Annotated in this window: 14 protein-coding genes and 1 riboswitch; of the genes, 8 read left to right on the forward strand and 6 right to left on the reverse strand. The window is 51.7% G+C overall.

Translation table 11 applies throughout. From position 1 onward, the window contains the following. Positions 1-19 precede the first annotated feature (19 nt). The 3 genes from ACIDEJ_RS00745 to ACIDEJ_RS00755 form a co-directional block, all read right to left on the reverse strand. The gene (locus ACIDEJ_RS00745; protein WP_411986179.1) at positions 20-1,294 is read right to left on the reverse strand and encodes an amidohydrolase family protein; all 1,275 of its coding nucleotides are present in this window, start codon (positions 1,292-1,294) and stop codon (positions 20-22) included. Further along, on the reverse strand, positions 1,291-4,338 hold the full coding sequence (locus ACIDEJ_RS00750) for an amidohydrolase family protein (RefSeq protein ID WP_411986180.1): 3,048 nt from the start codon (positions 4,336-4,338) through the stop codon (positions 1,291-1,293). The genes ACIDEJ_RS00745 and ACIDEJ_RS00750 overlap by 4 nt, the downstream gene beginning before the upstream one ends. 171 nt (positions 4,339-4,509) lie before the next feature. Continuing rightward, positions 4,510-4,905 carry an H-NS histone family protein gene (locus ACIDEJ_RS00755; RefSeq protein WP_411986181.1) on the reverse strand — a complete coding sequence of 132 codons (396 nt, stop codon included), beginning with the start codon at positions 4,903-4,905 and terminating at the stop codon, positions 4,510-4,512. A 311-nt stretch (positions 4,906-5,216) separates the two neighbouring features. Between ACIDEJ_RS00755 and ACIDEJ_RS00760 the strand changes: the two genes are divergently transcribed. From ACIDEJ_RS00760 to ACIDEJ_RS00775, 4 genes are all read left to right on the forward strand, one after another. Continuing rightward, positions 5,217-5,966: an electron transfer flavoprotein subunit beta/FixA family protein gene (locus ACIDEJ_RS00760; RefSeq protein ID WP_411986182.1), complete on the forward strand. Its 750-nt coding sequence runs from the start codon at positions 5,217-5,219 to the stop codon at positions 5,964-5,966. A 1-nt stretch (position 5,967) separates the two neighbouring features. After that, on the forward strand, positions 5,968-6,891 hold the full coding sequence (locus ACIDEJ_RS00765; RefSeq protein WP_411986183.1) for an electron transfer flavoprotein subunit alpha/FixB family protein: 924 nt from the start codon (positions 5,968-5,970) through the stop codon (positions 6,889-6,891). 82 nt (positions 6,892-6,973) lie between these two features. Beyond that, a riboswitch (Lysine riboswitch) is annotated at positions 6,974-7,166 on the forward strand. 94 nt (positions 7,167-7,260) lie between these two features. Beyond that, positions 7,261-8,832 carry a Na+/H+ antiporter NhaC family protein gene (locus ACIDEJ_RS00770; protein WP_411986184.1) on the forward strand — a complete coding sequence of 524 codons (1,572 nt, stop codon included), beginning with the start codon at positions 7,261-7,263 and terminating at the stop codon, positions 8,830-8,832. An 87-nt stretch (positions 8,833-8,919) separates the two neighbouring features. Further along, the gene (locus ACIDEJ_RS00775; RefSeq protein WP_411986185.1) at positions 8,920-10,140 is read left to right on the forward strand and encodes a GGDEF domain-containing protein; all 1,221 of its coding nucleotides are present in this window, start codon (positions 8,920-8,922) and stop codon (positions 10,138-10,140) included. Positions 10,141-10,203: 63 nt separating this feature from the next. Here the strand turns inward: ACIDEJ_RS00775 and ACIDEJ_RS00780 are convergent, their stop codons facing one another. Next, positions 10,204-12,342: a M3 family metallopeptidase gene (locus ACIDEJ_RS00780; RefSeq protein ID WP_411986186.1), complete on the reverse strand. Its 2,139-nt coding sequence runs from the start codon at positions 12,340-12,342 to the stop codon at positions 10,204-10,206. A gap of 226 nt (positions 12,343-12,568) precedes the next feature. Here ACIDEJ_RS00780 and ACIDEJ_RS00785 point away from each other — a divergent pair, with 226 nt between their 5' ends. Beyond that, complete coding sequence (locus tag ACIDEJ_RS00785) at positions 12,569-13,147, forward strand: thymidine kinase (protein ID WP_411986187.1); 579 nt, start codon at positions 12,569-12,571, stop codon at positions 13,145-13,147. 78 nt (positions 13,148-13,225) lie between these two features. On the opposite strand, the gene ACIDEJ_RS00790 is transcribed toward ACIDEJ_RS00785, so the two are convergent. Continuing rightward, positions 13,226-14,371, reverse strand: coding sequence for an FUSC family protein (locus ACIDEJ_RS00790; protein ID WP_411986559.1), 1,146 nt, complete (start codon positions 14,369-14,371; stop codon positions 13,226-13,228). Between the two features lie 923 nt (positions 14,372-15,294). Between ACIDEJ_RS00790 and ACIDEJ_RS00795 the strand changes: the two genes are divergently transcribed. Continuing rightward, a complete protein-coding gene (locus ACIDEJ_RS00795) occupies positions 15,295-15,591 on the forward strand; it encodes an ArsR/SmtB family transcription factor (RefSeq protein ID WP_411986188.1) in 297 nt (98 codons plus the stop codon). A gap of 267 nt (positions 15,592-15,858) precedes the next feature. On the opposite strand, the gene rpsT is transcribed toward ACIDEJ_RS00795, so the two are convergent. Beyond that, complete coding sequence (gene rpsT / locus ACIDEJ_RS00800) at positions 15,859-16,125, reverse strand: 30S ribosomal protein S20 (protein WP_411986189.1); 267 nt, start codon at positions 16,123-16,125, stop codon at positions 15,859-15,861. Positions 16,126-16,379: 254 nt separating this feature from the next. On the opposite strand from rpsT, the gene murJ reads away from it, so the two are divergent. Beyond that, the gene (gene murJ, locus ACIDEJ_RS00805) at positions 16,380-17,942 is read left to right on the forward strand and encodes a murein biosynthesis integral membrane protein MurJ (protein WP_411986190.1); all 1,563 of its coding nucleotides are present in this window, start codon (positions 16,380-16,382) and stop codon (positions 17,940-17,942) included. A 58-nt stretch (positions 17,943-18,000) separates the two neighbouring features. Next, the gene (gene ribF / locus ACIDEJ_RS00810) at positions 18,001-18,936 is read left to right on the forward strand and encodes a bifunctional riboflavin kinase/FAD synthetase (protein WP_411986191.1); all 936 of its coding nucleotides are present in this window, start codon (positions 18,001-18,003) and stop codon (positions 18,934-18,936) included. Positions 18,937-18,953 lie beyond the last annotated feature (17 nt).

Raw genomic sequence — 18,953 nt, forward strand, 5'->3', positions numbered from 1 at the left:
GCGGGGCCAAGTGTTGATTCTATCGCTTGAGGTACTTTTGATAAAGCTGACGGTGGCGATTATTCAGATCCACTTGCCGTCCATCAATATATACCGCTTCTATTTTAGTGGTTAGCGGATCCAGGATATCTCCGCTGCTGATGACCAAGCTGGCATCAAACCCCACGGCAATGGCTCCCAGCCCCGGAGCGCCGATAATTTGTGCCGCATCATAGGTAATGGCCTTGAGGGCCTCTTGTGGGGTTAATCCCCAAGCCACGGTTTGGGCGGCAGCCAAGGGTAAATTGCGGCTGTTCCAATCGCTGCTGAATCCCAGTGCAAAGGGAATGCCTGCCTGCTTTAACAAGGCGGGGATCCGAAAAGCCTGCCCGATGGGCTCATCCCCGCGCAGGGGCAGATCCAGGGTGTGGGTATAAATGACTGCGGCATTTTGCTCGTTCAATACGTCTGCCAGACGCCAGGCATCGTAACCGCCCACAATCACCAGCGGTAATTTGTGCGCTCTTGCCAGCGCCGCGGCTTCTTCTATGGCTTGTTGGGTGTCGGCATGGACAAAGAGTTTTCCCTCGCCCCGTAACAGCGGTAACAGTGCCTGCCAGCGGATATCTTCCTTGATGTGCTGTTGGCTGTCCGCCCCGAGGCGATAGCGCTGGGCCGCGGTGAAATAGTCCTCGATGCGTGCAACGGCCTGTTGATAGCGACTGCGGGCCTTGGCGGTTTTTTCTTTATCCGCGTAACGCTTTGGCAGGGTGGGCCAGTACAGATGAAACTGGCGGCTGGCAGGATGGGCGGCATCCTCAACGGTCCAGGCATCCAGGGATACCAACAGCGATTGCCCGGCCAATCCCTTGCCGCGGGGAGTGCTTTGGGCATGGGTAATGCCATGCACCCGCACGGTGGGCAGTAGCTCCGAGTCCGGGTTATAAGCGGTGCTGGCCTGTAATTGGGGGTTATCGTCACCCACATCCCGGGTATCGTTGGTGGCGCGGACCATGGAAATCTCCGTCAGCCCCAGGGTGGTGTCCAATGCAATCAGCCCCGGATACAGGTGTTTGCCGCTAAGGTCGATGATGTTGGCATCAGCATGGGTCAATTTAGGCCCGATTGCCGTGATTTTGCCCTGTTCCAGCAGCACATCGGTGTGGGGTTGTACCCCATGCAATACGGAATGCACGGTGGCATTTTGCAATAAGATGGCGCCGGTTTGCTGCGGGGCAGGGATCATGTCATGGGCGCGGGCGGCACCGGTGCCGATAAGCAGTCCTAACAATAACATTAAGCGAAGATGGCTCACTGTGAGATCTCCTTATGGCTCCAGGCATTGTAGTGGGTGTCGCAGTGCCACATGGGCTCTGGTGTTACGCTGAGGGGTTCGCCTTGCTGGCGCTTGGCGCTGCTGCGCAGTATTTTCTGAATGAGTGCTTGCCGTTCATTGGCAATGGCCTGTGTTTTCTTGGCATCCAGCGTACGATCAAAATAACGCTTGCCCTTGATCCATACCGCTTCGGTTTTGGCATAGGCCGATAACGGGTTTTGATCCCACAGCACTAAATCCGCCTGCTTGCCCGGTTCAATGGAACCGGTGATGGCATCCACCCCCAGCTGCTTGGCAGGATTGATGGTTATCATGTTCCAGGCATCCTGCTGGCTCATGTCACAGTACTGCACTGATTTGGCAGCTTCCTGATTCAATCGCCGCTGCATTTCATAGTCATCAGAATTGATGGAGGTTAATACCCCGTGTTGCTGCATCAAACAGGCGTTTTGCGCAATGGCATCGTAAACCTCAAATTTATAGGCCCACCAATCGGCAAAGGTCGAGGCGCCGGCCCCGTGCGCGGCCAGCTCGGGGGCCACCTTGTAGCCTTCCAGTACATGGGTAAAGGTTTTAACCTGAAAATCATAGGCTTCTGCCAAGCGCAAAAACATCAGGATTTCTGATTGCACATAGGAATGAATATGCACATCGCGCTCACCCTTGACCACTTGTGCGACAGCATCCAGGCGGTAATCCGGCCGTGGTTCCGGGGTGCGGCGTTTATTGCGCGAGCGCAGTTCGGCATACTCCTGGCGCTGGTTGTCATATTCCAGTGCGGCATTGAAGGTGTCGGCAAACAGGGCTTTCACCCCCATGCGGCTTTGGGGAAAGCGTTGTTTGAAGTTGTCCCCCCAGTTGCTCTGTTTGACATTTTCGCCCAAGGCAAATTTTATTCCGGGATTGGCTTCCTTGAATTTCAGGCCGTCGGCGGTTTCGCCCCAACGCAGCTGGATTACCTGGGCCTGGCCACCAATGGGATTGGCACTGCCATGGAGCAGGTTGGCGGTAGTTACGCCGCCAGCCAAAGAGCGATAAATTTCAACGGCATCCGGGTTGATGACATCCCCAATGCGCACCTCGGCGGTGACGGCTTCAGTGCCTTCATTCACGCCGCCATTAATGGCAATGTGAGAGTGTTCATCAATAATGCCGGCCGTCAGGTACTTGCCCTTGGCATCAATCACCTGATAGCCGGAGGGCGTGCTGAGCTGTTGGCCGATGCGGGTGATTTTACCGTTGGCAATCAGCACATCCGTATCCGGCAGGTTGCCTGAACTGGCTGAGGTCCAGACCATGGCGTTTTTGATGTGCAGCTTTTCCGTGGCGGGTAGCGTTGCCACCCCAAAAGCCTGCTGGGGGGTGACCTGCTGGCTGATATAGGTGTTTGGGGGAGCAGTTGACGCCTCAGCCTGATGGTCAACAGGGGCTATGCTGACGCCATTGACCGGCTCAATGCGGCCGTCGGCCAGCAACAAGCGGCCGCGCAGGCCTTCATCATCGCGCCATAACGTAAAGCGGCTGATACCTGCAATGCCGGCAGCGCTGAGCTCCGCACTGAAGTGAATGCGTTTTTTATCGGCGCTGATATTGGTAATGGCGACTTCATCATCGCCACTATTAAAGGTGCCGTGAGGCTCACCATCCGTGCCAGTGGCCATTTTCAGTGACAAATCAAGTTCAAGCTGGGCAAAATTGAGCTTGTAGTCACCTTGCCAGACATGATTTTCAGGGCGCAATTGATGGGCTTTGCCTTGCAGCCAGACGCCGACGATTTCACCGTTGGTGAACGGGCTGCCTTTGGTTATCACCAGGTCAGCCATGTACCCGGGGGCTAATTTGCCCGCCATGTGGCTGATGCCTGCCAGCTCTGCTGCTTGGGTGGTCAGTGCGGTTAATGCCTGTTGTTCACTCAACCCGGCGCTAACGGCCATTTTCAATCGGGGCCAGAACGCTTTGGCATCAATACCGTATTGGGTCAGCGCAAAGGGAATTTGCTGCCGGGCCACCACCGCCGGATTGCCCGGTGCGCGCTCCCAGTGACGCAGTTGTGACAGGGAAACATTGGCGGCATCCGCTTCATTATCTACTGCTGGTGCGGCAGGATAATTCAAGGGCAAAATGAGCTGAGGATGGTATTGGGCCAACTCATCGATACGGGCATATTCATGGCCGGTTCCTAATAACTGTACCGACAGTCCTTGTTGTTTCAATAACTTGGCTGCACGTAATTCATTATTAAGATTGTCAGTATTAAAGATAACCCCTTGAGCTTTAATATCCTTTAAACGTTCCAGGGCAATATTAAATTCGGGTTTCGACACGGTTTCCGGATAATCGGCAGCCTTGCTGATGGTGTCATTATACCAACGGGCATCGCTGAAAGTTTGCCGAATAAGTGCCATGCTCCCCATGAGGGAAGTGGGATAATCTTGTACGGAACTGCCTTTATTAAAAGACATAAACTGTTTGCCACGGGATTTATAAATGATGTCGTTGGCTTTTTTATCCGCGAGCGATAATGTCACGGATGTCCCTTGGAATATTCCGTCCATATGGGCGCTTTGTACGCTGGTAAATCCGTTCTTTATCCATTTCTGCGCACTTTTGCTATCGGGTGATACCTGAGAAAACCATTCTTTTTCTGCGTGAATGGCACCATTGGCAGCATTTCCACCGATACGGTCAATTTTATATACCGGTGGTTTTTTAGTGTTAACTTTAGCTTGTTCTGTTATTGCGTATTCAGCGTAAGGGTCGATAAAACCGGCATAAACGCGATAGCCTTCCAGATTTATCTCATAAGCATCTTGCGGAATATTACCGTGGCTGATGATTTCCAGAATTTTATTATTTTCTATCACCAGCGTGGCATTGGGTAATGTCTTTTCCGGCGACAGAACCAAGGTGGCATGGGTAAGTGCGGTTTTGCGCGGCGTGTTGTCTGTCAGCTGGCTTTCGCCGGCCTGAATGCTGAAACAGGCCAAGGTCAGGAAACCTGCGGTGAAAGTCTGCAATTTCATAAACGGATGAACCTTTCTTGAGCTGAAGGGCAAAACTAACGGTATCGCAGATAGAGTGTAAATACCAATAATGAATTGTAAGTAAGGTTGGAAAGTTATGTTTCTGACAATTTGCTGACAGAAACAAAACAGCCCTGTTAAAAAACAGGGCTGTTAAAAATGACTCCGGGCTTACTCGATAAGGAAGTCATCCATGGAGCTGCCATTTTCCACTGCATTTTTAAATACAGTGGGCATGCGACCCTGGCCTGTCCAAGTGATGGTTTCACCATTTACTTCAATTTTGTATTTGGGTGGACGTGGCGCACGTTTTTTAGTCGGCTTAGGTGCAACTACTGCGCCCAAGTCTTCAACAGACAGGCCAACAGATTCCATCTGTTGACGGATCTCTTCAATTTTAGCCAAGCGTTCTTTTTGTGCCTGTGCTTCCTCTGCGGCTTCCTCTTCGCGTTCAGCCACAATCTTTTCAAGTTTATTTAATATATCGCGCAGCTCTTCCACGCTTAAATCTTTGATAGCAGCCTTAAAGCGACGGGCGTGAGTCAATATTTCGAGAAATTCGCTCATATTATTTTGATTCCAGTCTCTATATATAACTTTGGTTTAAAATAATGTTCCCACGAATAATAGAAACATTATTTATCCGGATCAAATGAAATTCACTTTATCCGCGTTTTTTTTATTTTTAAGCAAACTTAATCAAGCCTAGGACCCTTTTTTATGGGCAACAGTTCCCTTTATATAAAACTTTAGGCAAACGCTCGTTTAAAAAGTTTGACGTGAACGTAAACGTAGCTTAGAGTTGCTTCGAGTACAACACCTTGCTGGTGAGTGCCGCAAGTTCTGATTTCTGTTACGAGTGCAGCGAAGGAAGCCCTATGAAAGTATTAGTGCCCGTTAAAAGGGTGGTGGATGCCAACGTCAAAATTCGTGTCAACGCAGAGCACTCTGCCGTGGACACTGCCAATCTCAAGATGGCACTGAACCCGTTTTGTGAAATTGCCGTGGAAGAAGCGGTCAGATTGAAAGAAGCCGGTAAAGCCACTGAAATCGTTGTGGTAAGCATTGGTCCCAAAGTCGCCCAGGAGCAATTGCGCACGGCAATGGCGCTAGGTGCTGATCGCGCGATTCTGGTGGAAACCGATGATGCGTTGCCCCCACTTTCCATTGCAAAAATCCTGCAAGCGGTACAAGCACGAGAGCAGGCGCAGCTGATTTTGATGGGTAAGCAATCCATTGATGGCGATAACAATCAGACAGGACAGATGTTGGCGGCACTGACCGACATGCCCCAGGCCACTTTTGCTTCAGCCGTGGATATTGACGGAGAAAAACTGTTGGTCACACGGGAAGTGGACGGTGGTTTGCAGCAGCTGAGCATGTCACTGCCAGCGGTTGTCACTACGGATTTACGCCTGAATGAACCCCGCTATGCCTCATTGCCCAATATCATGAAGGCCAAACGCAAGCCACTTGAGACGCTCACGCTGGCAGAGCTGGAGGTAAGCCTGAAACCCCATCAGCAGATATTGTCGGTAACGCCGCCCGCGGAGCGTCAGGGCGGGGTAATGGTATCTTCTATCGAAGAGCTGGTGGATAAACTGAAAAATGAAGCAAAGGTGATCTGACATGGCCGTTTTAGTAATCGCAGAACATGATAATGTCAGCCTGAAGGCTGAAACCGCTAAGGTAGTGGCTGCTGCAGCGAGCATGAACGATAACATTGACGTGCTGGTGGCCGGCAGTGATTGCGCCGCTGTGGCGCAAGCCGCGCAGCAGTTGCACGGTGTCAAGCAGGTCCTGCTGGCCGACAATGCCGTATACCAGGGGCAACTGGCAGACAACCTGGCCAAGCTGGTGGTGAGTGTGGCCTCGGACTATAGCCACATTGTGGCCGCGGCATCTTCAGCGGGGAAAGACTTGTTACCCAGGGTTGCCGCCTTGCTGGATGTGGCCATGGTGTCTGAAATTGTCTCGGTGGTGGATGCGGATACCTTTGTACACCCCATTTATGCCGGTAATGCGCTGGAAACCGTGAAAACGCTGGATGACGTGAAAGTTGCCACTGTGCGCGCCAGTGCTTTTGACGGCGTGGCGAATGACGGCAACGGGGCAATTATTTCGCTGGATGCGGTAATCCCTTCCGCATGCACTGAAGTGTCTCATACGGTTGTGGCATCCGAGCGGCCGGAGCTGGGCAGTGCCCGCGTGGTTATCTCCGGTGGCCGGGCATTGGGTAGCGCCGAGAATTTTGCCTTGTTGGAAACACTGGCAGATAAGCTGGGCGGCGCCGTGGGCGCGTCGCGGGCAGCCGTGGATGCCGGTTATATCAGCAACGACCTGCAGGTGGGACAGACCGGAAAAATCGTGGCTCCGGAACTTTATATCGCCGTGGGCATATCCGGTGCCATCCAACATCTGGCAGGCATGAAAGATTCCAAAGTGATTGTTGCCATTAATAAAGATCCGCAAGCGCCCATTTTTCAGGTGGCAGATTATGGCCTGGAAGCGGATTTGTTTGAAGCATTACCGCAGTTGGCAGAGTTGATTTAATTCGGCAACTGCGTCAGGATAGGCAGCAACGGGCAGCACCCTTGCTGCCTTTTTTGTTTTCTGCCTCACGCCATATGGTGTTCTGAGAAGTAGAGGCGCACCTGATATGAGTAACGACAAGCAGGGTGATACCGTTTGATGTGTCGTGAAAGGATCCGGTGCCGAAGTAGCTGAAACCATCAATTTCGCTGCTGGGGCTGTTCCCGAATAGGGGCAGCACTGCCATGGTAGGCTAGCAATAGCCAGGTTAACTGCCGTGGAGCGCTACTGAAAGACGTCGGTCTGTCATGATCGGCTGGCATCACGGGACGTTGTGTCTCTTGTATGCCGTTTTATGCCTCCCGCCGGTCACATTAGAATATATTAAAAATGACAGTACTTAGTTATGCCGATTCGGCACTTTCATTATTGCCACCCGTAGTGGCTATCCTGCTCGCCATTGTTACCCGCAAGGTGTTGTTGTCCCTTGGGGTGGGCATTCTTATGGGTACCCTGTTACTGAATCAGTGGTCTGTCACGGATTCGGCATGGTATCTGGGCAGCCGTATTACCGCACTTGTGTGGGACGATGGCGCGCCCAATGCCTGGAACCTGTATATCCTGGGCTTTTTGATGCTACTGGGGATGATCACCGCATTAATCACCGTCAGCGGCTCCGCCCGTGCTTTTGCTGATTGGGCCAGACAGCATATCCGCAACCGGCGGGATGCAAAATTGCTTACCATGTTCCTGGGATGTGTGGTCTTTATCGATGACTATTTCAACAGCCTGGTGGTGGGCAGCATTGCCCGGCCGCTAACCGACCGTTATTACATTTCCCGCGCAAAACTGGCCTATTTGCTGGACTCCACCGCCGCTCCGGTGTGCGTGATCTCGCCCATTTCCAGTTGGGGGGCCTATATCATCGCCCTGATTGGCGGGATCCTTACCAGTCACGGGATGAGTGATGGCGGTCATCTCAATGCGTTCATGCAGATGATCCCGATGAACTTCTATGCCATTTTTGCCCTGCTGTTGCTGCTGTGCGTGGCATTTATGGAACTGGACATCGGGGCCATGCGGCGCCATGAGCTCAGTGCCCGTAAAGGCCATCTTTATGATGATGCCAAGGGGTTGCCGCCTGGTGCCAACGGGGATTTGCCGGAAGCGGAAAGCGGGCAGGTGCGAGGCCTGTTTTTACCGATTACCAGTTTGGTGATTGCCACTTTTTATTTCATGGTCGACAGTGGCGCTAAGGCACTGGCCCAGGAGCAACTGCCGTTTAGCCTGATTGGTGCCTTTGAAAAAACCGATGTGGGTTCGTCATTGTTTTTCGGTGCGCTGGTAGGACTAGGGGTGACACTGCTGTTGGCCTTTACCCAAAAAATTGCCCCAGAGATGATCCTCAAGGCGCTTACCGCCGGGGCCCGCTCCATGTTACCGGCCATCTACATCTTGATGTTTGCCTGGACCATCGCCGGCATTATCGGCGCACTGGAAACCGGCAAGTTCATGGCCAGTTTGGCAACCGGTAACATTCCGTTTGCGTTGTTGCCGGCGGTGCTGTTCATTTTGGCGGGGTTAACGGCATTTTCCACCGGCACCAGTTGGGGCACTTTCGGCATCATGCTGCCCATTGCTGCCGACATGGCCATGGGCAGTCATCAGGGCATGATGTTGCCCATGCTGGCGTCCGTGTTGGCGGGGGCGGTATTTGGCGATCATTGCTCGCCGATTTCAGATACCACCATCCTGTCGTCCACCGGTGCCAGCTGCCATCATATTGACCATGTGTTGACCCAGTTGCCTTATGCGGTGCTGGTGGCGCTTATCTCTTTGGGCGGTTACGTGGTGCTGGGCTTTACCGAATCCGTGTGGTTGGGATTGCTGGCCAGTACCTTGTTGTTCCTTTGCGGCTTGTTGTGGTTGAAATGGCAACAGGCCCGTTATCGGGCGGCGTGAGACACACTATAAACAAAAGCGTTGACATTCAACGCTTTTTTATTGCCTATACTGTATTGGCCATCTGTTTTCGGAGCTAATATCACAGTGAATATCCCGGAAAAATATCGTATAGAAGTGCGGGAACGTTTCCTGAAAGATTTGCGTTGGCGCATGATGTCCGGCTCGGTGGTCTATCTGTTTTGCTGGGTGTTTTTTCTGATCCCTTTCAATGGCTTGTTAGCCATGCCCATTGAACAGGGCAAAATGTGGCAAGGGGCGTTGCTGTTATGGGTGGCCGCGGGTGCCCGGGCGCTGGGAATTTGGCATTTTATGGCGCAGGCACTCAAGACACAATCATTGTCGGTGGTGGCGCCTATTGACTGGCGTATTGCGCTCGGGTTGGCGTTGAATGCCTTGAGCTGGTCATTTTTGATGGCGATGATTTTGCACGTGGAAGAATTTGCGGTATTGCGAGAACCCGCCTTAATGATTTGCGGCATTCTTTACGCCTTTATCAGCATTTCCCTCTCGATTGATTTACAGCAGCTACGACTGTTTTTAATGACTTTTACCCTGCCCATCGGCCTGGCAATTGTGACTCAGTGGCGGCCTCATGACATATTGGCGGGCGGATTGCTGGTGATATCACTCTATCCGGTTTATCGCTTTTGTCGTTTGCATCATCGGGAATACTGGCGGCAGTTATTGACCCGCTTCCAGCTGAAAGACTCCGCCGAACGTCTGGATCTGATGAGCCGCACCGATGTGTTAACCGGATTGTTTAATCGTCGCCATTTCAATCTTCAGCTGCAGCGGTTACGTTTACAGGGCCCTTTGGGGATCTTATTGCTGGATTTGGATCACTTTAAACAAATCAATGATAAACAGGGACATCCAGCGGGTGATTTGTGTCTGACCCGCATAGGGCAATTGCTGCAAAGCTGTTTGCCTTCATGGGCATTTGCTGCCCGTTATGGTGGCGAAGAGTTTGCCATTTTGTTGCCAGAGGCCGATGTTGAACAAACTCTGGCAATCGCCCAGCGCATACGGGGGGAGGTAGAAGAATTACGTCTGGTGTATCAGAACCAGTCCTTTGGAGTGACGGTCAGTATCGGGGCAAGCTGGTGTCTTGCCGGTGAATTATCGGCAGCTGAAATATTGCAACAGGTGGATGGTGCATTGTATGTGGCCAAAGCGCAAGGGCGTAACTGCATCCGTTTGGTGACAAAAGACAACCAGCGCGACGCAGCCAGTGAACACGGGTGTTCGCAGCCAGGTGACCTCCATCCTGATACCAATAAAAAGGCCTCTTTGCCATTGGGCTAAGAGGCCTGACTGTTGGTTCGTTACATGGACAAGGCTGGTGCCTTTTGCCATGTCATCCCATTTTTACAGCAAACCGCGGCGTTTCAGCAGCGCATCCGTGGTGGGTTCTTTTCCGCGGAAATTACGGTAGGCCTCCATGGGGGGCACGCTGTTGCCCACTTCGCGGATGGCCTTGCGAAACTTCATGCCAATATCCCGCTCCAGCCCGCCTTGGGTTTGCACATAGGCAAAGGCATCGGCCGCCAAGATTTCACTCCACATGTAGGCGTAGTAGCTGGCGCTATAGCCGCCGGGAAAAGCATGGGCAAAATAGCTGGAACGGTAACGTGGTGCCACTGCCGCCAAATTCACGCCATGCTTTGCCAGCGCGCTGGCCTCAAATTGCGCCACATTTTGTAACGGGGCATCGGCGCTCAAGCTGTGCCATTCCAAATCCAGCAGGGCGGCAGACATGTATTCCAAGGTATCAAACCCCATGTTGAAACTGCGTGAGCGCAGTAACTTGTCGAGCATGTCTGCCGGCAGTGGCTCACCGGTTTTATAGTGCTTGGCATAGTTTGCCAGCACTTTGGGATGGGCTGCCCAGTCTTCTTCGAAAGTGGAGGGAAATTCAACAAAATCCCGGGATACGGCAGTGCCTGACAGGCTGGGGTAGGTGACTTTGGAGAACATGCCATGGGTGCCGTGTCCCAGCTCGTGGAACATGGTGGTGACCTGATCATAGCTGACAAACGTGGGTTCACCGTCCGGAGCTTTTTGGATGTTCATCACATTGACCACCACGGGCTTTTGCTCGAGCAGGCCACTTTGGCGCACGAATGAGTTCATCCAGGCTCCGCCGCGTTTGCCTTCACGGGCAAAATAGTCACCGTAAAAAATGGCCAGGCTGCTGCCATCGGCATCAAATACTTCCCAGGCCTTGACGTCCGGGTGATATACCGGCAGATCCGGGCGCGGCTTAAAGGTGACACCATAGAGCTGGTTCAGGGTATAAAAGACACCGTCTTGCAGCACCCGGTTGAATTCGAAATAGGGCTTGAGGCTGCTCTCATCCAGATTGTACTGTTGCTGGCGGACTTTTTCGGCGTAGTAAGCCCAGTCCCAGGGTTGCAGTTTGAAGTCAGCGCCGGTTTTGCGGATCATGGCCTGGATGGCATCGGCTTCTTTTTTGGTATTGGCCACCACGGCTGGCACCATGGAGCTGAACATTTCAAAAACGGCTTCTGGCGTTTTGGCCATTTGTGGTGCCAAACGGTAGCTGGCCCAGTTATCAAACCCCAGCAGTTTGGCTTTTTCTGCCCGCAACTGAGCCAGGCGGGCCACCAATGAGACGGTTTCATCATCGCCACTCAAGCCGCGGTTGGCCGAAGCCTGCCAAATTTTCTGGCGCAGTTCCCGGTTATGCAGTTGGGCCAGCACTGGCTGACGGGTGGTATTGGTGATGCTGATTAAGAATTTACCGGCATGACCGGCAGCGGTGGCCGCATTGGCGGCCGTGCGAATGGCCGACTCGGAAAGGCCGCTGAGCTGGGCAATATCATCCACCATGACAGCGCTGGATTTGCTCAGGCGCATCAGCCGCTGCTGGAATTCATTGGTGAGTTTGGATTGTTCTTCATTCAGCAGCCGGATTTGGGCTTTTTGGGCATCGTTGAGCTTGGCACCTGCCAATACAAAGCGCTGGTGATACACTTCAATCAGTCGGATTTGCTCTGGGTTGAGCCCTAACTGCTGGCGTTGCTGATACAGTTTGTCGATACGGGCAAACAACTTGGCATTGAGATTGATGTTGTCGGTATGCGCCGCCATTTTGGGTGCCATCTCACTTTGAATGCGGCGGATGTCCCCGTTGCTGTTAGCACTGCTGAGGTTATAAAACACGGATGAGGCGCGGCTAAGCAGAGCGCCTGATTTTTCCAGTGCCACAATGGTGTTGTCAAACGTTGGCGCCGCCCATTGGCTGGCAATGGCCTGGATCTCTTTGTCGTGGGCCTTGATGCCCGCTTCCAGTGCCGGCTGGAAGTGTTCTGTGCGGATAATGCTGAAATCCGGTGCCTGATACTGTAACCGACTTACGTGAAACAGCGGGTTTTGCTGTGTGGCCTGTGCGGTGGTGTCTGTTACTGACAGGTTATCGGTGCCGGTACAACCTGTCAGTAACAGAGCTTGCCCTAGTGCTATGGCTAAAAAAGTCTTTCTCATATTGTTATTCTTCCGTAGTCGTTTGCAGGTAAACGCCGCACGCTAACAATCGCCACTTAATCGAAACTGAAAAAGGGCGTTGCGCCGAGGCATAAAAACGGATCAAATTGTAACAAGTTGATTGCATTTAAGCTGCAATGGCAACGTCATAGAGTGATGCATGACCGCTGATTTTTGCCGGTAAATGCAGTAATATGCCGCCATTCATATTCAGGGAGCGGCAGTTTTGGCTCAGCTTTACTTTTACTATTCGGCAATGAACGCCGGAAAATCCACCTCGTTACTCCAGTCTTCCTATAACTATCGTGAACGGGGCATGAATACCCTGGTCATGACACCTGCGATAGATGACAGATTCGGCACCGGTAAAGTGGCTTCCCGCATAGGGCTGGAAAGTGAAGCGCTGATTTTTCATGAACAGGACAACCTGACAACCATTATTGATGCCGAGCGCCAGCGGCACCCCCTTCATTGCGTATTGGTGGATGAATCCCAGTTCCTCAGTAAGGAACAGGTGAAGCAGCTGGCGTTTGTGGTGGATAAGTGGGACATCCCGGTGCTGTGCTACGGTTTGCGCACGGATTTTCAAGGGGAGCTGTTTTGTGGCAGTCAGTACCTGTTGGCCTGGGCCGATAAATTAGTGGAGCTGAAAACCATCTGTTTTTGCGGCCGCAAAGCCAATATGGTCATTCGGCGAGACAGCGAGGGGCGGCCGGTGCGCCAAGGGGCACAGGTGGCCATTGGTGGCAATGAAAGTTACGAGTCTGTCTGTCGCAAGCATTTTCGGGAGCTTATTTGGGATTAACCCACATTTTCCCTGAAGCACGCCTGATGGCGTGCTTTTATCAGTCCGAATGCCAAACCTTGCATGCCTTCGCCCGGTTTAGGCGTTTGAGGGTGGCTGCTTGACGTTTTTTTCCTTAATGGCCTTATGCAGCAAAAATTGCCGCCGTTCGTAGGCTTTTTCCAAACGGTCGAATTGTTCATTGATGGCCAGCAGGGCCAATGCCAGTTGGTAAATCAGCCAGCTGTAACCGTTATGGGCAAAATGCTGATAGGCCGCCAATTCATCATCCAGGGTGGGCAGCGGCTGCTGCTCTGACAACAACTGCTGTTGCAGTTGTTGATCCAGTTTTTCCGGCAACTGGGGACGTTCGCAGGTGTTGCCGGTGACATAATCCGCCAAAATGGCAAAATCCTGTTGCAAGTGCACCGCTACCCGTTTTATGCGGTCGTAGGCTTCATTTTCTTCCTCTTTCCAGCGGGTCATCAGCAGCAGTTCCAGCAGGGTTATCACCCGGATTTGCCCATTGGCCAACTCGGTTAGAATTTGCGGATGCTTTTTCAGGGTCTGGCTTTCCCACTCCAGCGAGAAAAACAGTTTCTTTTGTGCCAGCACGGCTTTCATGGCGTTTTCCAGCTTGACCCGTTCGCAGGGCAACTGGGTATCGGACGAAGCCTGGACATGATTGCCGAGCACTTCAGACATCAGGGAAAAGGATTTGCCCAGCTGGGCGCGCCAGTCCTGCTTGGCCTTGATGGGCAAGACACACAGGGATACCAGCATGGCGATAATGCAGCCCATCAGGATGTTGGCACTGCGCCACAGTGCTTCTGAGGTGTCATGATCCGCATCACCAATGACAATGATCATGGTGAACCCGGTCACAAGGTAGGCATAGCTGTAACGGCCGGCGTTAAGCAATACCACCACGCAGACCCCTAAAATCAACAACCCCATAAGGCCCCAGTAGCTGTCCATGAAAATCACCAGACAAACGCCATAGGCCGAACCTATCAGGGTGCCCACCGCCCGCTGCAAAGACTTTTCAATGGCGCCGCCTACCTGCGGTAGCCCCATCATGATGATGACAATGGTGACCATGGCCCAGATGAAGTGCGGCACCGGCCATATGGCATTTAACAGCGCCACGATATAGAGCGCCAGGGCGATTTTCAGCGTATGAATGGTGCGGGCGTTACGATATATGAAACTGGCAAAAATACCGGGTTTTGCAAATAAGGGGATCATTTGGCCTGAATTTAAAACTTATGTCACTGAAACGAATTATCGCAGAATTTAGGGGGGCGCTTGTTGCCCCTGAGGCATAAAAGCTGAAAAATGCGATGTTTGTGGTGATTTTACTACAGCCAGGATGATAAAGCTCACAAATAAGTTTGTGACGCATTGGAAGCCGTGCAATCCCTTTCGATTAACCGCCAATGGGCACGTGGCGACGGCGGCTTGTTTGGCGGGTTTATTATTCGGGGAATTGCAGTTGAGGTGATTGTTTGGCAATCACGCCATTATTTTTATATAACAATACAAATAAGAGTCTTTATTATCACTATTTGTTGTTCCAGGTTTTATATCAAGATGGATTTTTTGTGATTCAAAACTTTTTTATTAATGTTTAACAGTGAGATAAAACACAATTGTTGTGTCATGGATAGGCGTTTCAGTATTTCAGACAAATGGCTTTTTTACCCATAAACGTGAATTGCCTTGGCACCAAAAAGGTCATTCTTGTATTGCGCTTCTATATCATGGCCATTACGGCAGTAGCGTTATCAGGCGGCTATTTGCCAGCCAGCTTTGTGGCGGTTTTGAAATAAGGCTCGCGGTTTTTGCCATGTGCTGAACATTTTTTCTTTGATGATGATTTTACAATTTTACCGGTTGTGATGTGTCGAGAAAGCTGCTAGGGATAATTGCTCACAACTATTTGATTTGTATGCCCTGTTATGAAGAGAGGTCGTACCAATGACCAACAGGGTTAGACCATGTTTCATGGCGTTACGATGTTTTTTTTCATCACTTTCCTTATTTTTTATAACGTGTGTCCCATTTTTAAAAACCATCTAATAAAAAATGTGCTATGCGTCCCGACTATGTGCCTTAGCCACGGCTATATTAGGGGCGGAATTTATTAAAGGAGAGTTGGGCTCGTTATGAATATAGAATTAATGCAACAGCGAGCAGACCAGGCGGTCGTATTGCTGAAGGCAATTGCCAATGAGAGGCGCTTATTTATTTTGTGTTATCTCTTGAATGAAGGGGAAATGTGCGTCGGGGACATGAACAAAAAACTCGGGTTGAGTCAGTCGGCACTGTCGCAACACCTGGCTTGGTTGCGCAAAGACAATCTGGTGGCAACCCGTAAGGAAGCCCAGACCGTTTACTATTCCTTGAAAAGTGAAGAAGTCAAAGAGATTATCCGGTTACTCGATAATATCTATTGTCATTAAATGCTCATCATGTGATGAGTTGGCAGGCACATGTGGCTGGTGATCGCTAAGGTTGCCTGGCACGGATGTGCGTGGCAATGCTGCCTGTAGTAAACATACTGTGATTGTGACGAGTTGTACTCTTTTAGATGGACTTGACTCTGTTGTTATTGGGTAGCGGATTGCTACCCTTTTTTATTTGCCGTTACATGGCATGCTGAACTGCCGCGCCATGAAAATGAGGCAATAAAAAACCGGCTTTCGCCGGTTTTTTTCATAAGTGCTGAATTAGGCAGCCAATGCTTTGATGCGGGCGTTCAGACGAGCCTTATGACGTGCAGCCTTGTTCTTGTGGATCAGGCCTTTGGTTGCCATACGATCAAGAATAGGCTGTGCTGCAGCGAATGCTTCAACAGCAGCTTTATGGTCACCAGCGCGGATAGCGGCGATAACTTTTTTAACATAAGTACGCATCATAGAGCGACGGCTTGCATTGTGTTGACGGCGCTTTTCAGACTGTAGCGCGCGTTTCTTTGCAGTCTTGCTATTAGCCAAGGTGCAACTCCTAAAAACTGGGAATTAAGACTTTTAAAGGCCGAGGAGGATGCCCGTTTTTTACCTTTTTGTCAACGACAATGATGGAATATCCGCCACAAAAGCAAATAAATCCCAGGCGATTTGGCTTTCCTCAACCCAACTCGTGTAAGATGGGGCGCATTCTAACAGTTATTGCCGCTATGTGACAGGGCTCCTATGGAAATTTTGAGAGTTGTCCCGCTTGCCGGTCTTTGGCTTTCGGGGGAGTCTGATTGAGCAGAAAATTGGTGCGTTCAGGGTTGATTGTCAGTGTTATGACCCTGATGTCGCGTATTTTGGGATTAATCCGGGATGTGGTGGTTGCCAACCTGATGGGCGCTGGGGTCAGTGCCGACGTGTTTTTCTTTGCCAATAAAATTCCCAATTTTTTAAGGCGGCTGTTTGCCGAGGGCGCATTTGCCCAGGCTTTTGTACCGGTACTGACCGAGTATCAGGAGACCAAAACTGATGACGAGGTGCGGCAACTGCTGGCAAAAGTGGCAGGCACCTTGGGCGTGGTGGTGACGTGTGTGACCCTTATCGGGGTGGTGGCATCGCCGCTGCTGACGGCATTGTTCGGTGCGGGCTGGTTTGTGGCTTGGCTGAATCAGGAGCCCGATGGCGCCAAATTCGAGCAGGCATCGCTGATGCTTAAAATCACCTTTCCCTATTTGTGGTTCATCACCTTTACCGCGTTATCCGGTTCCATTTTGAATACCCGCGGCCGTTTTGCCGTATCTGCATTTACGCCGGTATTTTTGAATGTGGCGATTATTGCGGCGGCCATCTGGCTGAGTCCACAACTGGCACGGCCGGAAATCGGGTTGGCTTGGGGGGTGTTTGCCGGCGGCATTATCCAGTTTTTGTTTCAAATTCCGTTTTTGTGGCGTGAGCGGGTGTTGGTCAGGCCCCGCTGGGGCTGGCATGAACCGGGCGTGAGCAAAATTCGCAAATTGATGCTGCCAGCGCTGTTCGGGGTGTCGGTATCACAAATCAACCTGTTGCTGGATACCTTTATTGCCAGTTTCTTGATGACGGGCTCCATCAGTTGGCTGTATTACTCTGACCGGTTACTGGAATTTCCACTGGGATTGTTTGGCATTGCCATTGCCACGGTGATCCTCCCCACGCTTTCCCGCAAGCATGTGAATGCACAAAGTGCCGAATTCAGTCACACCATGGACTGGGGCATTCGCGCGGTGATTTTATTGGGGGTTCCGGCCATGGCCGGATTGATTGTGCTGGCCAAACCCATGTTGATGGTGCTGTTCATGCGGGGGGCGTTTGATATTGAGGATGTCAACATGGCCTCGGTCTCTTTGGTGGCTTACGGCTGCGGTTTACTGAGTTTCATGCTGATTAAGGTGCTGGCACCTGGGTATTATGCCCGGCAAGACACCAAAACGCCGGTCAAAATCGGCATCATCGCCATGGTGAGCAATATGGGGTTCAACATCATCCTGGCGTTTCCCTTCGGTTATGTGGGGCTGGCCATTGCCACCTCCATGTCGGCCCTGTTGAATGCGGGCTTGCTGTACCGCGGATTGCACTTGGCCGGAGTGTACCGGGTAACCCGTCAGACGCTGGTATTCCTGCTCAAGGTGTTATTTGCCGTTGCGCTGATGGTGCTGCTGTTAGTGTGGTTTTCTCCAACCATTGACACCTGGCAGCAATGGTCGCTGCATCTTCGGGTGTGGCATTTGCTGCAACTCATTGCAGGCGGCGCCGGCAGTTATTTTCTGGTAATTTTATTGCTGGCCGGCAAGGTATGGCGTAAACCGGCGTTCAAGGGCTGATTATGCACGGCAGCTGGTATATAATCCGCCAATTTCCTTGTGTGCAGTTATTTGATTGATGGAACTGATTCGCGGAATACATAACATTCAGCCACGCCATCGCGGTTGTGTGCTGACTATCGGCAACTTTGACGGTGTTCATCGCGGGCATGCCGAAGTCATTGGCAATCTGGTCAAAAAAGCCCGGCAACTGGGGCTGCCAGCTACCTTGATGACTTTCGAGCCTCAGCCCCAAGAGCTGTTTGCCGGGCAAAACGCACCTGCACGGCTGAGTTTGCTGCGGGATAAAATCGCCTTGTTGGCTGAGCTGGGGGTGGATCGTCTGTTATGTGTGCGCTTCAACAAGCACTTTGCCCAGTTGCCGCCGGAACAGTTTATTGAATCCCTGCTGGTCAATAAACTGGGGGTTCGCTATCTGGTGGTGGGCGATGATTTCCGTTTCGGCCAGCAGCGCCGGGGCAACTTTGACATGTTGCGAGATGCCGGCTTGCACCATGGCTTTGCGGTGGTGAATACCGAAAGTTTTCTGGTGGGCGATCAGCGGGTCAGCTCCACCATGGTGCGTGAGGCGTTGTCCAAGGGTAACCTGGTGCTTGCCAGACGCCTGCTGGGACATCCGTGCACCTTGTCGGGACGGGTGGTGCACGGTCAGCAATTGGGGCGCACGCTTGGATTTCCCACTGCCAACATCTTGCTCAAACGTCAGGTCGTACCGGTTCGCGGGGTGTTTGCGGTCAGGCTGTGGTGGCAAGGCAGCGAAAAATATGATGGGGTGGCCAATATCGGGTTTCGCCCTACGGTAAAAGGTCAAAACTGCCTGTTGGAAGTCAATCTGTTTGATTTTTCCGCAGACATTTACGGGCTGAGAGTGGATGTGGAACTGGTGGCAAAAATCCGGGACGAAAAACCGTTTCAGTCTCTGGATGCACTGCAAAAACAAATTATGAATGATGCTGACGAAGCAAGAGCTTTACTCAGCAATGATGCGGGCTGAGTTATCAGCCAAACGAA

The organism is Shewanella mytili, from assembly GCF_046765975.1.
GTDB classification, from domain to species: domain Bacteria; phylum Pseudomonadota; class Gammaproteobacteria; order Enterobacterales; family Shewanellaceae; genus Shewanella; species Shewanella mytili.